This is a genomic window from Nonomuraea sp. NPDC049714 (assembly GCF_044465295.1).
In the GTDB taxonomy this organism is placed as follows: domain Bacteria; phylum Actinomycetota; class Actinomycetes; order Streptosporangiales; family Streptosporangiaceae; genus Nonomuraea.
In genome coordinates this window covers 146,265-160,632 of record NZ_JBITLM010000008.1, presented here as the reverse complement: position 1 = coordinate 160,632, position 14,368 = coordinate 146,265, and the positions used below count along the sequence as shown (strand labels likewise).

The 14,368-nt window shown below is 71.4% G+C and carries 12 protein-coding genes and 1 pseudogene; 10 read left to right on the top strand and 3 right to left on the bottom strand.

Annotated features, from left to right (window positions below; translation table 11 throughout):
* Positions 1 to 8: 8 nt before the first annotated feature.
* From ACIBQX_RS29425 to ACIBQX_RS29400, 6 genes and pseudogenes are all read left to right on the top strand, one after another.
* Positions 9 to 2,246, top strand: a pseudogene (locus ACIBQX_RS29425) ([protein-PII] uridylyltransferase); the annotation flags it as partial.
* Positions 2,247 to 2,471: 225 nt separating this feature from the next.
* On the top strand, positions 2,472 to 5,450 hold the full coding sequence (locus tag ACIBQX_RS29420; RefSeq protein ID WP_397010066.1) for a nitrate- and nitrite sensing domain-containing protein: 2,979 nt from the start codon (positions 2,472 to 2,474) through the stop codon (positions 5,448 to 5,450).
* A gap of 22 nt (positions 5,451 to 5,472) precedes the next feature.
* Positions 5,473 to 5,895 (top strand): roadblock/LC7 domain-containing protein, encoded by a 423-nt coding sequence (locus ACIBQX_RS29415; RefSeq protein ID WP_397010064.1) that lies wholly within the window; start codon positions 5,473 to 5,475, stop codon positions 5,893 to 5,895.
* Between the two features lie 26 nt (positions 5,896 to 5,921).
* Entirely contained in the window at positions 5,922 to 6,287 is a 366-nt protein-coding gene (locus tag ACIBQX_RS29410; protein ID WP_397010062.1) for a DUF742 domain-containing protein, read from the top strand.
* Between the two features lie 28 nt (positions 6,288 to 6,315).
* A complete protein-coding gene (locus tag ACIBQX_RS29405; protein WP_397010061.1) occupies positions 6,316 to 6,846 on the top strand; it encodes a GTP-binding protein in 531 nt (176 codons plus the stop codon).
* A 61-nt stretch (positions 6,847 to 6,907) separates the two neighbouring features.
* The gene (locus tag ACIBQX_RS29400; RefSeq protein WP_397010059.1) at positions 6,908 to 7,639 is read left to right on the top strand and encodes a hypothetical protein; all 732 of its coding nucleotides are present in this window, start codon (positions 6,908 to 6,910) and stop codon (positions 7,637 to 7,639) included.
* A gap of 57 nt (positions 7,640 to 7,696) precedes the next feature.
* Here ACIBQX_RS29400 and ACIBQX_RS29395 read toward each other — a convergent pair whose 3' ends face one another.
* A complete protein-coding gene (locus ACIBQX_RS29395) occupies positions 7,697 to 8,566 on the bottom strand; it encodes a TetR/AcrR family transcriptional regulator (protein ID WP_397010057.1) in 870 nt (289 codons plus the stop codon).
* Between the two features lie 119 nt (positions 8,567 to 8,685).
* Between ACIBQX_RS29395 and ACIBQX_RS29390 the strand changes: the two genes are divergently transcribed.
* The 3 genes from ACIBQX_RS29390 to ACIBQX_RS29380 are packed head-to-tail and all read left to right on the top strand — an operon-like array spanning position 8,686 to position 11,865.
* On the top strand, positions 8,686 to 9,360 hold the full coding sequence (locus ACIBQX_RS29390) for a TetR/AcrR family transcriptional regulator (protein ID WP_397010055.1): 675 nt from the start codon (positions 8,686 to 8,688) through the stop codon (positions 9,358 to 9,360).
* Positions 9,353 to 10,270, top strand: coding sequence for an ATP-binding cassette domain-containing protein (locus ACIBQX_RS29385; RefSeq protein ID WP_397010053.1), 918 nt, complete (start codon positions 9,353 to 9,355; stop codon positions 10,268 to 10,270). The genes ACIBQX_RS29390 and ACIBQX_RS29385 overlap by 8 nt, the downstream gene beginning before the upstream one ends.
* On the top strand, positions 10,267 to 11,865 hold the full coding sequence (locus ACIBQX_RS29380) for an ABC transporter permease (RefSeq protein ID WP_397010051.1): 1,599 nt from the start codon (positions 10,267 to 10,269) through the stop codon (positions 11,863 to 11,865). The genes ACIBQX_RS29385 and ACIBQX_RS29380 overlap by 4 nt, the downstream gene beginning before the upstream one ends.
* 19 nt (positions 11,866 to 11,884) lie before the next feature.
* Here ACIBQX_RS29380 and ACIBQX_RS29375 read toward each other — a convergent pair whose 3' ends face one another.
* A complete protein-coding gene (locus ACIBQX_RS29375) occupies positions 11,885 to 12,463 on the bottom strand; it encodes a TetR family transcriptional regulator (RefSeq protein ID WP_397010049.1) in 579 nt (192 codons plus the stop codon).
* A gap of 100 nt (positions 12,464 to 12,563) precedes the next feature.
* Between ACIBQX_RS29375 and ACIBQX_RS29370 the strand changes: the two genes are divergently transcribed.
* Positions 12,564 to 13,478 (top strand): SDR family oxidoreductase, encoded by a 915-nt coding sequence (locus ACIBQX_RS29370; RefSeq protein ID WP_397010047.1) that lies wholly within the window; start codon positions 12,564 to 12,566, stop codon positions 13,476 to 13,478.
* A gap of 163 nt (positions 13,479 to 13,641) precedes the next feature.
* Here the strand turns inward: ACIBQX_RS29370 and ACIBQX_RS29365 are convergent, their stop codons facing one another.
* Positions 13,642 to 14,148 carry a DinB family protein gene (locus tag ACIBQX_RS29365; protein WP_397010045.1) on the bottom strand — a complete coding sequence of 169 codons (507 nt, stop codon included), beginning with the start codon at positions 14,146 to 14,148 and terminating at the stop codon, positions 13,642 to 13,644.
* Positions 14,149 to 14,368: the final 220 nt, after the last annotated feature.

Genomic DNA, 14,368 nt, shown 5'->3' with positions numbered 1-14,368 from the left:
AGGCGAAGCGGGGGGATCCGGTGAGGGGCGAGGCACGCTCATTCTCCGCGGCTCGCAAGGAGCGGGCCGCGGACACCGATCGGTGGCTGAAGGACCTGTTCCGCACGGCCAGCGACGGGGAGCACGTCTCCCTGGTGGCGGTGGGCAGCCTGGGGCGCGGCGAGCTGGCTCCGGGCAGCGACCTCGACCTGGTCCTGCTCCACAACGGCCGGGCCGACGTCGCCAGGATCGCCGACCGGATCTGGTATCCCATCTGGGACTCCGCCGTCGGCCTCGACCATTCGGTACGCACAGTGGACGAGGCCGTGACCGTCGCCAGGCAGGATCTCAAGGCGGTGCTGGGGCTGATCCAGGCCCGGCACGTCGCCGGAGATGCGGAGCTCACGAGGAAGGCCAGGGAGTCGGTGCTCGCCGAGTGGCGGGCCGACTCCAGGCGCAGGCTGAGCGAGCTGCGTGACGCCGCCGACAAGCGGGCGCAGGTCAGCGGCGAGCTGGCCTTCCTCCTCGAACCCGACCTCAAGGACGGCCGCGGCGGGCTGCGCGACGTCCAGGCGATGCAGGCCGTGGCAGCGGCCTGGGTGGCCTCCGCGCCCGGCCCCCGGCCGCGTGAGGCCTACGAGTTCATCCTCGACGTCAGGCACGCCCTGCACGTCGTCACCGCGCGCGGCGCGGACAAACTGGTGCTTCAGGAGCAGGACGCCGTGGCCGGAGTGCTCGGCCTGCTCGACGCCGAGGCGCTCATGCGCAGGCTCGCCGAGGCGGGCCGGACCATCTCCCACGCCTTCGACGGCACCTGGCGTTCGGTTGACCGGCTGGTGTCAGGACCGGCCCCGCGCGGGCGGCGCCCGCTGGCCGACGGCGTGGTCGAGCACGGTGGCGAGGTGGTGCTCGCCAGAGGGGTCACGCCGCGTACGGACCCGGTGCTGGTGCTGCGCGCCGCCGCCGCGGCGGCCGAGTCCGGGCTGCCGCTGGCCCCCGCGACCGTGTCCGTTCTCGCAGCTCAGTCGGCTCCGATGCCGGTTCCGTGGCCTGAGGAGGCCCGCGGCGCGCTGGTGGCGATCCTCGGCGCCGGCCGCGCGGCCGTGCCCGTCTGGGAGGAGCTCGACCAGGCGGGCATCCTTGTCAGACTCCTTCCTGACTGGGAGCGCGTACGGCACCGCCCGCAACGCCACCCGATCCACCGCTTCACCGTCGACCGGCACCTGATCGAGGCCGCCGCGAACGCCGCCAGCCACACCCGCGACGTCTCGCGCCCCGACCTGCTGCTGATCTCGGCGCTCTTCCACGACATCGGCAAGGGCTGGCCGGGCGACCACTCGGTCACCGGCGAGGTCGTGGTCCGCGACATCGGCGTCCGCCTCGGCCTGCCGGCCCAGGACGTGGAGATCCTCGCCACCGTCGTCCGCCACCACCTGCTGCTGCCCGAGACCGCCACCCGCAGGGACCTGGACGACCCCGTCACGATCGAGAAGGTGGCCGCCACGGTCGGCTCCCGCGAGGTGCTGGAGCTGCTGGCCGCGCTGGCCGTCGCCGACGGCACCGCCACCGGGTCCGCCGCCTGGAACTCGTGGAAGGCCGGGCTCGTCGCCGACCTGGTGCGCCGCGTGCGCTCGGTGCTGTCCGGCTCGCCGCCGCCCAAGGCGCCCGTCCTGTCGGCGGAGCAGGCCGCGCTGGCCCGCCACGGGGGCGGCGCCATCCGCGTCAACGGGGGCGCCGTCACGGTGGTGGCCCCCGACCGGGCCGGGCTGCTGTGGAGCGCCGCCGGGGTGCTGGCCGCGCATCGCATGGTGGTCCGCTCGGCCTCGGCCGCGTCCGCGGGCTCCACCGCCATGATCGAGTTCTCCGTCACCCCCGAGTACGGCTCCCCGCCGGACCCCGCCACCTTGGAGGCGGATCTCCGTCTCGTCCTTGCTGGACGTCTTGACATCGAGCAGCGACTCGCACGCCGTACACGATCTATGAGACCCGCCCGGGTGCCCGTAGCTCCACCCCGGGTGACGTTGGTGGATGACGCTTCCGCCACCGCCACCGTGGTGGAAGTCAGGGCCCATGACAGGCCAGGCCTGTTGTGGCGTATCGGTCGTGCCTTCGGGGAGTGCGGTCTTGACGTGAGAGCCGCCCGCGTAGAGACTCTCGGCGCGGAGGCGGTGGACGTGTTCTACGTGCTTGACCGCGCCGGACGCCCCCTCAGCGACGAGGCGCAGCGCAATCAGGTCCGCGACGCCGTGCTCGCAGCACTGCGATAACCAAGAGCACACGGCTGACGTTCACATTCGTAACGATTGTGTCCGATTTGGACTGATTAGTCGGATGCTGCGGATACCTTGTGGACGGCCTGACGACCCGTGCGCGAGCGGGATGATTGAGGGGTATCGGGAGTTGTGACTACGGGGAGCTCCGACAGCGGCTTCGCCGCCGCCAAAGACCGCGGACGGCGGTTACTGCCACGGCTGGCGCTGCGTAACTGGCGCGTGAGATGGCGTCTCACGGCGCTCGTCCTGGTTCCCACCATCGCCGGTGTCGTGCTCGGGGGAGCGCGCGTGGTGGGTTCGGTCCAGAGCATCAACGACTACGACCGTACGGCCGTCGCCGCCGAGCAGGCGGCCCACATCCGGGACCTCGTGCAGGCGCTGGGCCTGGAGCGTGACACCGGCGGCTGGTCCGACGCCGCCAGGAGCCTGCGCAAGCGGCTCGCCGAGCCCTACGCCGAGCGCAAGGCCGACGTCGACCGCCTGGTCAAGACCGTGCGCGGCGACCTGTCCTCGATGGACGAGTCCTACGGTGACCGCGTCCTGCGCGTCGTCCAGCGGGCCCACACCGACCTCAACTCGCTGCCCAGAACCAGAGCCGAAGGCCAGCGCGACACCACCCGTTACGACACGCTGCTCGACACCCTGCTCCGGCTGCACGAGGAGCTGAGCCTGCTCAGCGACGACTCTCAGATCGTCGGCCATTTCCGCGCGCTGAACGCGCTGGCCCGCGCCAAGGAGCAGGTCTCCCGCCAGCGGGTCCAGCTGCTGCGGGGCCACTACAACTCCGCCAGCGTGGACGCCAAGGAGATCGAGCGGTTCATCGCCTCCAACGCGGCCCAGCGCAGCGAGATCGCCACCGTCGCCCAGGAGGCGGGTGCCGAGGTCGGCATGGACCTGCAGAAGGCCCTGACCATCCCCGAGTACTACAACACCGAGCTGACCAAGTCCCGCGCGATCACGCTGGCCAGCGGCAAGGCCCCCGGCGTCCGGATCAGGTCCAACCTGCTCGCCCAGACCACGCGCGAGAAGTCCGCCCCCGACCAGTGGTTCGACGAGAACGCCACCACCATCGACGCCCTGGGCGGAATCGAGACCAAGCTCAGCGAGCGGGTGGCCCTGCGCAGCCAGGAACTGCGTGACGCGGAGATCCGCAACGCGATCATCGCCGCGGCCCTGATCGTCGGCCTGCTGCTGCTCGTGCTGCTGCTCACCATCGCCATCGCCCGGTCGATGGTCACGCCGCTGCGCCGCCTGCGCACCGAGGCGCTGGAGATCGCCGGCTTCCGCCTGCCGGACGTGGTGCGCAAACTGCGCGTCTCCGGCGACGCCGCGCCCGAGGTGCGGCCGATCGCGATCGACGGCGACGACGAGATCGGCGAGGTCGCCAAGGCCTTCGACCAGGTCCACCGCCAGGCCGTACGCCTCGCGGGCGAGGAGGCCGAGCTCCGGGGCAACATCAGCGCCATGTTCGTCAACCTCTCGCGCCGCACCCAGACGCTGGTCGAGCGTCAGATCTCGCTCATCGACGGCCTGGAGAAGGGCGAGCAGGACGGCGGCAGGCTGTCCGACCTGTTCAAGCTCGACCACCTGGCCACCCGCATGCGGCGCAACTCCGAGAACCTCCTGGTCCTCGCCGGGCACGAGCCCACCCGCAGGCGCAGCCAGCCGGCCAAGCTGGTCGACGTGGTGCGCGCCGCGCTCTCTGAGGTCGAGGGGTACGAGCGCGTCCAGGTAAAGGTGCACCGGGCCACCTCCGTGCTCGGCAGCGCCGCCAACGACCTGGTCCACCTCGTGGCCGAGCTGGTCGAGAACGCCATCCAGTTCTCGCCGAAGAACTCGCAGGTCGTGGTCTCCAGCAGCCTCATCGAAGGCGGCGGCGCCCTGCTGTCGGTGACCGACGCCGGCATCAGCATGACCCCGGAGGAACTGGCCGAGGCCAACCGCCGCCTCGCCGAGCCGCCCGTCGTGGACGTGTCGGTGTCGCGCCGGATGGGCCTGTTCGTGGTCGGCCGGCTGGCGCTGCGCCACGGCATCCGGGTCCAGCTCCGCAAGGGTGACGGCGACGGGCTGATCGCCATGGTGCTGCTGCCGCCGGCCCTGGTCCAGGACGTCAACCAGCCGCCGCTGCCGCAGCGTTCCGGGTTCGGCGGAGCAGGCGCGCCGGTCCCGCAGCGGCCCGCCGCGCCGGTGCAGAACGGCTACCACTCCTACGGCTCCTTCGACTCCTTCGACCACGGCGCCGGCACCGCCCGCCCCTTCACCGCCGACACCGACGGGGGCGCCTTCCGGCCGCACTCCTTCGACACCGGCAACGACACCGGCGCCTTCAGGCCGCAGCCGCCCAGCACCGGCAACGGCGCTTCCAGGCCGCAGTCGTACGACTCCGGCGTCTTCCCGTCGTACCCGAGCCCGACCTCGCCGCCCCAGAGCCCAGCGCCCCAGGGCCCACCGGCACAGGGCCCGCCACCACAGGGTCTGCCACCACAGGGCACGCCGTCGCAGCAGCCCCCGCCTCAGCAGCCCCCGCCTCAGCAGCCCCCGTCGCAGGAGCTTCCGTCGCAGGAGCTTCCGTCGCGTGGCGGCCCGTCACAGAGCACTCCGCCGCCTTCCTACCCGTCGTCGGACTCGTTCCCCTCGGATCCGTTCCCGTCCGGGCCCGAGCGGATCGGTTCCTTCCCGTCGTATCCGAGCACGGACAGCTCGTACCCCACGCCGCAGCCGAGGTACGACACCAACGACGTGCGCAAGCAGGATCAGCCGCCGCCCTCGGTGGAGGTCTCGTCGATGGAGGCCGAGCAGGAGGAGTTCCTGCCGATCTTCGCCTCGGTGGAGTCCGCCTGGTTCCGCAAGCCCCCGGACGATATAGCACCGGAACCGAACCGGAATGAGCAAACCCCCGCGCAACCCGTACCCTCTGTGGAGGAAACGTGGCGAACCGCCGCGGACGCCGGATGGCGTGCGGCGGCAGCCGCTAGCGATCCGAGCCTCGGCGGCGTGACCGCTGCCGGACTCCCGAAGCGAACGCCCAAGGCCAACCTCGTTCCGGGGACGGTCGGCCGATCGGAGCAGCAGCCGCAACAGCGGCAGGCTCCGGCGCCGCCGGTCTCCGCGACCCGGGTGCGCAGCCGGATGGCGAGCTATCAGCAAGGAGTGCGGCGGGGTCGTGCCGAAGTACGTGAACAGGAGGAACGAGAGTGAGTAAGCGTCCTAGGGAGGGCGAGTGACGACCCTCAGCCATGAGGCACATCGGTTTGACTGGCTGATCACCGACTTCGTGCGGAACACGCCCGGAGTCGCGCACGCGGTCGTCGTCTCAGCGGACGGGCTGTGCCTGGCCACCTCCGAGGGCTTCCCACCGGACAGGGCCGACCAGCTCGCCGCGGTTTCCGCCGGCCTGCTGAGCCTGACCGTGGGCGCTTCCCGGGTGTTCGAGGGTGGCGCGGTATCGCAGACCGTGGTGGAGATGCAGCGTGGGCTGCTTCTGGTCATGGCGATCAGCGACGGCTCGGTGCTGACGGTGCTGGCCGGGCCGGACTGCGACATGGGTTTGGTGGCGTACCAGATGACGCTGCTCGTCGACCGGGCGGGCCAAGCCCTGACGCCCGCCCTGCGTGCGGAACTGCAGGCAGCCAGGGTGCGGTGACGCGATGCAGATGATGGGACAGGGCCGTGTACGGCAGTAGCGGGGCCGGGGACGACGACGAGCCCCTGTTCCGTCCTTACGCGGTGACCGGCGGCCGTTCAGAGCCGCGCTACCACCTGGCGATGGAGACGCTGATCTCGTCCATGTCCATACCGGACGACGAGATGGCCCTGCTCACTCCCGAGCAGGATGCGATCATGCAACTCTGCCGCTCGATCCGGTCGGTCGCCGAGATCTCGGCCCTGCTCCGTGTCCCGCTGGGCGTGGCTCGCGTGCTGGTGGCGGACATGTCGGACGAAGGGCTCGTTCGCCTGCACGCGCCACGCCTCGACCAGGGACAGCCAGACCTCAATATGCTCGAAAGGGTGCTCAGTGGACTTCGCAGGCTCTAGCCCCGGGCTTACCTCGACGAAAATCGTCGTGGCCGGCGGGTTCGGCGTCGGCAAGACGACGTTCGTGAAGGCGGTGTCCGAGATTCTCCCGCTCACCACGGAAGCGGTGATGACCGACGCGTCCGCGGGCATCGACGACCTCGGTTTGACTCCGAACAAGCAGACGACCACCGTGGCGATGGACTTCGGCCGGCTCTCACTGGATCGCGACCTGATCCTCTACCTGTTCGGCACGCCCGGGCAGCACCGGTTCTGGTTCATGTGGGATGACCTGGTACGCGGCGCCATCGGGGCCGTGGTGCTGCTCGACACCAGGCGGCTGGCGGACAGCTTCCCGGCGATCGACTACTTCGAAGAGGCGAAGCTGCCGTTCCTGGTGGGCATCAACGGCTGGGACGGGCAGTTCCAGCACACCGACGAGGAAGTGCGGGAGGCGCTGGCGCTCGGCGGCCACGTGCCGATCGTACGGACGGACGCGCGGAGCCGGGAGTCGGTCAAGTCGACGCTGATCTCGCTCGTCGAGCACGTCGTCCGTCTGCGTGCTGCGCCGGTCAGATAGCAGAAAAGCCTTAAATCCGGCATGATCACACTACGCTTTCCTTGATAGAAGGGCGTGGATCGTGTGGATCGCAGTGGCGGGGGCGGTGGCCGTCATCGGCGTGATCGTGTGGTCGTTCCGGCGTAACACGCGTGGAGCTGACGAACCCGGGGGCCGGCCCGGCTGGGACTGGGAGTCCCGGCTGGGCGAGGACGCCCGGGTGGCGTTCATGGAGGGCGTGCGGGCCTGCCACGACCAGGTGGGCCCGCTCAGCTTGGACGAGGAGCGGGGGCTGCTCAGGATCGTCGATCCGCCCCGGCTCATCTCCCTCTATCTGCTCGCCGACCGGTTCACCGGGCGCGGGCAGGACGGGCTGCACGACCCGCAGGGGACGGTACGCGAACTGGTCGCCCAGTGTGTCGCCACCGAGCAGCCCGGCGTGCTGCACCTGCGCGCCGACTGGCTGAGCGGCGAGGTCGACGGGATGGACGGGCCCGGCTTCACGGCCGCCGTACGCGAGATCGTCCGCCCGGACGGCGCGTCGCCGTCGGGGGACGGGAGCGTCGGCTGCCTGGAGGTCACGCTGCCCGGCTCGCCGGAGGAGTACGCCAACACGGCGCTGCTCGATCTGGGCCGGGTCGTGGAGCTCTACGAGAAGGCGCGTGCCGAACGGCCTGCCATGCCGGCCGCGGCGCTGCTGCGGGACGTGGTGTTCGGCCTGATCAACGAGGCGGGGCCGGGGCTGACGTGGGCCAGGCCGCCCACCGAGCGGCACCGCACGGCTCTGCTCGCCGCCAGCCGCCCCACGACCTGACCGGCTGCCCGGCTCGCCGGCGGCCGTCCACGAGCCGACCGCTGGACCGGCCCGCTGTCAGTCGGCAGGGGGAGTGCTCGCGCGCCCGCTCACCAGTGCCTCGATGCCGTCCAGGACACGCTGGAGGCCGAACTCGAAGGCGTGCTCGGCGCTGTAGGCGGCCCCCAGGGCCTCGCCCGTGGCCTGGCCGACCCGCGCCGCCGTGGGGAAGCGCCCGACGTCGGCGATCCGGCTGAAGAACGGCGCATGGGCGGCCCACCACTGCTCGTCCGACAGCCCGGTCCGGCTCTCCGCCTGCGCGGCCTCGACGGCCCCCCTCGCCGTGCCGTGCACGAACCCGGTGACCAGCGTGATCACCGAGTCCATCTCCACGTCGGTCAGGCCGATCCCGTCGACGGCACGTAGCTCGTAGTCGTACTTGGCGGTGACGTTCGGGCCGAGCACCGGCCGGCTCGCCGCCACCTGCAGCAGCCACGGATGGCGCAGGTAGAGCCGCCAGTTCTCCCTGGCGATGACCTCCAGCCGCCCCCGCCACCCGCCGGGCACCTCCTCGGGCCCGGCGGTCTCGCCCTGCCCCGTCCCGGCGTGCCCCATCTCGCCCTGCCCCGTCCCGGCGTGCCCCATTTCGCCGTGCCCCGTCCCGGCGTACGCCGTCTCGCCGTACACGGTGTCGAGCATGACGTCGAGCAGCTCCGGCTTGCCCGGCACGTAGGTGTAGAGCGACATCGTCCCGACCCCGAGCCTCTCGGCGACCCGGCGCATGGACAGCGCCTGCAGCCCGTCGGCGTCGGCCACTTCGATGGCCGCCCGGACGATGCGGTCCACGCTCAGGTCGGGCTTGCCCTTGCGGCTGGTGCGCTCGCTGGTCCGCCAGAGCAACGCCAGGCTGCGCGCCGGATCGCCTTTGCCGCTGTACTCAACAGTCACAACTCGTACGGTACACCGTACGGTCGATGTTCGGTGGATCTCGTGGTGTCCACGGACTATACGGTTGGATAGTATCCTCTTCAAACGGATAGCTTCCTGGACGATTGGACAATGGACTCGTGACGACGTCGAGACCCGACCCCGAGGACCTGACCGCTCGCGCGCGGATCCGGGACGCGGCCCTGCGGCTCTTCGGGGAGCACGGCTTCGAGGCGGCGACGACCCGCCGGATCGCCGAAGCCGCAGGAGTGTCCCCGGGGCTGGTGCGCCATCACTTCGGGTCCAAGCAGGCGCTGCGCCAGGCCTGCGACGCCCACCTGATCAAGCTGATCACCAGGATCAACGAGCAGGTCGCCGCCGACACGACCGCCGCCGACGCACCCGTCGGCGGCGTGAACTACGTCGGGGCCTCCCTGGCGGCCCTCGGCCCCTACCAGCGGTACCTGGCGCGGGCCCTGACCGAGGGATGGGCGGAGCCGGTGTTCGACGCGATGGTCCAGATGAGCGAGCAGTGGCTCGCCGAGCTCGACGAGCGCCGCTCCGATCCGCCCTTCGCCCACCGCAAGGCCAGGGCGACGGTGGGCACGGCGATGGCCCTGGCCGTCGGGATCCTGCACGAGCACGTGTCCCGGGGGCTGGGCGTAGACGTGTCCACCGAGGAGGGCGCCGACCTGCTCGCCGTGACCCTGCTCGATCTCTACTCCCACCCCTGGCTCAGCCCCGAGCAGGCCGCCGCGCACCGCGACGCCCTGGAGAGCACCCGGCGTTCGACCGAGGAGCACGCTGATGAGTGACGCGATAGCGGTAACCGGCCTGGTCAAGGCGTTCGGCGCCACCCGCGCCCTGGACGGCCTCGATCTCGTCGTGGGCACCGGTGAGGTGCACGCCTTCCTGGGGCCCAACGGCGCCGGCAAGAGCACCACGATCCGGACCCTGCTCGGCATGCTCCGGCCGGACGCGGGCACCGCCCGGCTGCTCGGCGGCGACCCGTGGGCCGACGCGACCGAGCTGCACCGCAGGCTCGCCTACGTGCCCGGCGACGTCACCCTGTGGCCCCAGCTGTCCGGCGGCGAGGTGATCGACCTGCTCGGCCGGCTGCGCGGCGGGCTCGACGAGCGGCGTCGCGACGAGCTGCTGGAGCGCTTCGACCTGGACCCCCGCAAGAAGAGCCGCGCCTACTCCAAGGGCAACCGGCAGAAGGTCGCCCTGATCGCCGCGCTGGCCTCCGGCGCCGAGCTGCTCATCCTCGACGAGCCCACCTCCGGCCTGGACCCCCTGATGGAGGAGGCGTTCCGCGAGACGGTGCGTCAGGAGCGGCGCCGCGGAGACCGGACGGTGCTGCTGTCCAGCCACATCCTGTCCGAGGTCGAGGCCCTGTGCGACCGGGTGACCATCATCAAGGACGGCCGCACGGTGGAGAGCGGCACCCTTGCCGACCTGCGCCACCTCACCCGCACCTCCATCCAGGCCGACCTGGCGGCGCCGGCGGACGGGCTGGCCGCGCTGCCCGGCGTACACGACCTGAAAGCCGAGGGCGGCCGGGTCCGGTTCGACGTCGACACCGCCGCCCTGGACGCGGTGCTGAGACACCTCACGGACGCCGGCGTACGCGGCCTCGTCAGCCGGCCCGCCACCCTTGAGGAGCTGTTCCTGCGCCACTACGACCGCGTCGCGGACGCGCCGCACACGGGAGCGGTTCGATGACCGCGCTCACCGGCACCGGCCACCTGGCCCGCCTGGCGCTGCGCCGCGAACGGGCCATCGCCCCGTGGTGGATCCTGCTGATCGTGAGCCTGGCCCTGGTGATGGTCGCGTACGTCACCAGGAACATGGGCACCTACGAGCTGAAAGTCGCCTACGTCGACCTCATCCGCCGCAACGCCTTCTTCCAGGGGCTCGGCGGCGGATTCGCCGAACCGCGGCTGGAAGTGCTCGCCACGTGGCGCAGCGGCGGCTTCCTCTATCTGGCGAGCGCGTTCGCGGCCGTCATGTCCGTCGTCCGGCACACCCGCGCGGAGGAGGACACCGGCCGTAGTGAGCTGGTCCGCTCAGCCGTGGTGAGCCGCCACGCCCAGCTGACCGCCGCCGTGCTGGTGGCGGCCGGGACCAGCCTGGTCTGCGGCCTTTCGACGGCCGTCGTGCTGATCGGGGTCGGGCTCGAACCGCTCGGGTCGCTCGCCTACGGGGCCGCCGTCACGGTCGCGGGCTGGGTCTTCGCCGGCATCGCCGCCGTCGCCGCCCAAGTGGCACGCGACGCCCGTACGGCCACCACGATCGCCCTCACCGTCCTCGCCCTCTCGTACGTGATGCGCTACGCCGGTGACGCGAGCGGGCAGTACTGGCTGAAGAACCTGTCCCCGCTCGGCTGGAGCCATCTGGTGCGGGCCTACCAGGACGAACGGTGGTGGATGCTCGGCGTCCCGATCCTGACGGCCGCCGTCCTGCTCGCCGTCGCCTACCGCCTGCTCGGCCGCCGCGACCTGGGCGCCGGGATACTGCCCGAACGACTCGGGCGCGCGACGGCCCCGAACCTGCGCGGCCCGACCAGCCTGGCCTGGCGGCTGCACCGCGACCTGCTGGTGAAGTGGGCGGCAGGAGTCGCGTTCTTCGCGGCGGCGGCCGCCGCGCTGAGCCCGCTGGGCCGGGAACTCCTCTCGCGGCCCAGCATCGTGGTCGACAACATCACCCAAAGCCTCGGCGTGCCCGCCGACGCCACGCTCGGCGCCTACTCCTGGTATTTGATCCTGATCCTCGCGTACGCCATCGCCCTCTACCCGGTGCTCATGACCCTGCGGCTGCGCGCGGAGGAGACCTCAGGCCGCGCGGAGGCCGTACAGGCCACCCCCGTGACCCGGCTCAGGTGGGCGGCCGGGCACCTGGTCGTGACCGGCCTCGGCACGACGGCCCTGCTCGCCCTCGCCGGGCTCGTCTTCGGCGCGCTGTACTCAGTGCTCGTCGGCGACCTCACCGCCGATCTGCCCCGCTTCCTGGCGGGGGCGCTGGGCGCCGTACCGGCCGCCTGGTGCGTCGGGGCGGTGTGCGTGCTCGCGTACGCACTGCTGCCGAGGGCGAGCGCGGCGATCTCCTGGACCGTCTGGATCCTGACCGTCATCCTCGGCCAGGTCGCCGCCCCCCTGTACGGGCTCTGGGGCGGCAGCCCCCTGGAGCCCTTCCACTACATCCCCAACGCCTTCGCCGGGCCGCCCATGACTGTCGGCCCGACCCTGGCCCTGCTCACCGTCACGGCGGGGCTTCTCCTCGCCGCCCTGCTCGCCCTCCGCCACCGCGACTTCGGCTAGGACCCGCCTCGACCGCCCTCTACGAGGAGGCCGCTTCCTTGCCCGCCGAGAGGGCGCGCAGATCGTCGAAGGCTTGGCGGAGATGGTCGTCCAAACTCTGTGCGGGGTCGTCGATCCAGGCTTGGGCCGCTTGGTGAAAGGCGGCCCAGCCGGTCCGCGCAGCCAGACCGGCCAGCCGGTCGGCGACATCGCGCTGCCGCAGCGCCTCCGCTACGGCGTCGGTGAGCGACGCGGCCTTGGCCAACTCACGTTCACGGAGCGCCGGCGTCGCGGCGATGACCGCCTGCCGTGGTTCGGAGAACGGGCGGTTGTCCTCCAGGATCCGTCCGGCCTTCCGGAAGGCGTGGAGCAGGATGTCGAGCGGCTGCAGATCATCGGGCGCTTCTGCCACCGCCTGCGTCAGCGCGGTGCGCAGGGCGGCTTCGCCGTCGAAGAGCACCTCGCGCTTGTCCGGGAAGTGCCGGAAGAAGGTGCGCTCGTTGACGCCGGCCCGGGCGGCGATCTCAGCCGTGGTGGTCTGGTCGAACCCGCGTTCCCGGTACAGCTCCATGGCCGCCTGCTGAAGGCGGCGGCGCGCTTCTGCTCCGCTCCGTGGCACCCTCCGAGGCTACCGCATGTGTCAGTGGCTGGCGCTACATGTAGAGTCAGTGACTGGCGCTAAGTAGCGCCAGTCACTGGCGTATAAGGGGGAGCATCTCATGCATGTCTTCGTTACCGGTGGTTCCGGCCTGACCGGCCCCACCGTCGTCGCCGAGCTCGTCGCGGCCGGCCACATCGTCACCGGCCTGGCGCGCTCGGACAGCGCCGCCGCTCGGCTGGAGTCTCTGGGCGCCACACCACACCGCGGCTCTCTGGACGACCTCGACAGCCTGCGGAGCGGCGCCGAAGCCGCCGACGGCGTCCTGCACATGGCCTTCGGCGGCGACTTCGCCGACCCGGACGACATGATGAGGCGCGACCGGACCGCGATCGAGACGCTCGGCCAAGCGCTGGAACGATCGGACAAGCCGTTCGTCAGCACCTCAGGCACGCTGGTCATGCCGGCCGGCCGGGAGACCACCGAGAAGGACGAACCCGATCCGGCCGGGGTCGCGGGCTTCCGGATCCCCGGCGAGAAAGCCTGCCTGGGATTCGCCGCCCGGGGAGTACGCGCGAGCGTGGTCCGGCTCGCTCCTACCGTCCACGGCGAAGGGGACCACGGCTTCATCGGCATGCTCGTCGCCACCGCGCGAATGACCGGCGTGTCCGCCTACATCGGCGACGGCGCCAATCGGTGGCCCGCAGTACATCGGCTCGACGCGGCGATCCTGTTCCGCCTGGCAGTGGAGAAGGCTCCCGCGGGCAGCGTGCTGCACGGCGTAGCCGAAAGCGGCGTCACCCTGAAGAGCATCGCGGAGACGATCGCCCGGGGCCTCGATCTGCCCACGGTCTCGCTGACCCAGGAAGAGGCCGCCGCGCACTTCGCAAGCCCGTTCATGGCCACTGTCTACGGCATCGACGCGCCCGTCTCCGGCGCTTACACCCAGGAATCGCTCGACTGGTCGCCCACCCACCCGACACTGCTCGACGACCTGGAGCACGGCGACTACTTGGCCTACGACTACTTGGCCTAGTGGGCTCGGGCGACCCCGACCGGACACTGTCGACCGATCCCGGCATGATCCTTCGAAGCTCATTCCGGTCACGGAAGCGCACCATCCCCGAGCCGGAGAACCAGCGGGCCAACCGCCGGCGAAGGGGCGGCAAGGGCGGCCGATCAACGCGTTGAAGAACTGTCTAGCCGCCGGTCGTGCCGTCGAGCATCTCGCGCAGGATGTCCAGGTGGCCGTTGTGACGGGCCGTCTCCTCGGTGAGGTGGAGGAGGATCCAGCGCAGGTCGACGTGAAGGCCGTTGCGGACGGCTCGCTGGGCCTGCTTGTCCAGGCCGTTCCCGGCGACCAGGTCGCGGTAGCGGGCGCTCTGTTCGGCGTATTCGTCGAGCAACTGAGTGAGCGGGAAGTCAACGGCGATACGCATCTCGCGGTCGGGGTCTTCCTCGGTCCAGGGGCCCCGGTCCTCCTCACCGAGGAAGACCACTTGGAACCAGTAGTACTCGACCCAGCGGAGGTGGTTGATCACTCCGCTCATGGTCATCAGCGGAGAGCCCGGCAGGAGCGCTTTGCGGGCGTTCTCCGCGGCGACGCCCTCGCATTTGGCGCGGGCGGTGTCACGTGCGTAGTCGAGAAACGTGGTGAGCTGGGTGCGCTCGTCCCACGCCGGCGGTGTGTCATCGATTCTGGTCATCGCGCGAAGTGTCCCCGATCCCCGAGATCGATGTCGAATGCCCAGGGGGCTGGGCGACCGCGATGCGCGGTGGGATGAGTGATCAGGTGCGGTGGACGGCTCCCGGGAGTACGGGCTGATCGGCGGGGGGGGGGGGGGGGGGGGGGGGGGGGGGGGCGGCGCGGGCCGGGGGGGGGGGGGGGGGGCGGGGCGGGGCCGGGCGGGGGGGGGGGGGCGGGCG

Coding starts and splice junctions, on each gene's coding strand:
- ACIBQX_RS29365 (WP_397010045.1), bottom strand. CDS start 14,148: ATGACCAGAATCGATGACACACCGCCGGCGTGGGACGAGCGCACCCAG.
- ACIBQX_RS29370 (WP_397010047.1), top strand. CDS start 12,564: ATGCATGTCTTCGTTACCGGTGGTTCCGGCCTGACCGGCCCCACCGTC.
- ACIBQX_RS29385 (WP_397010053.1), top strand. CDS start 9,353: ATGAGTGACGCGATAGCGGTAACCGGCCTGGTCAAGGCGTTCGGCGCC.
- ACIBQX_RS29380 (WP_397010051.1), top strand. CDS start 10,267: ATGACCGCGCTCACCGGCACCGGCCACCTGGCCCGCCTGGCGCTGCGC.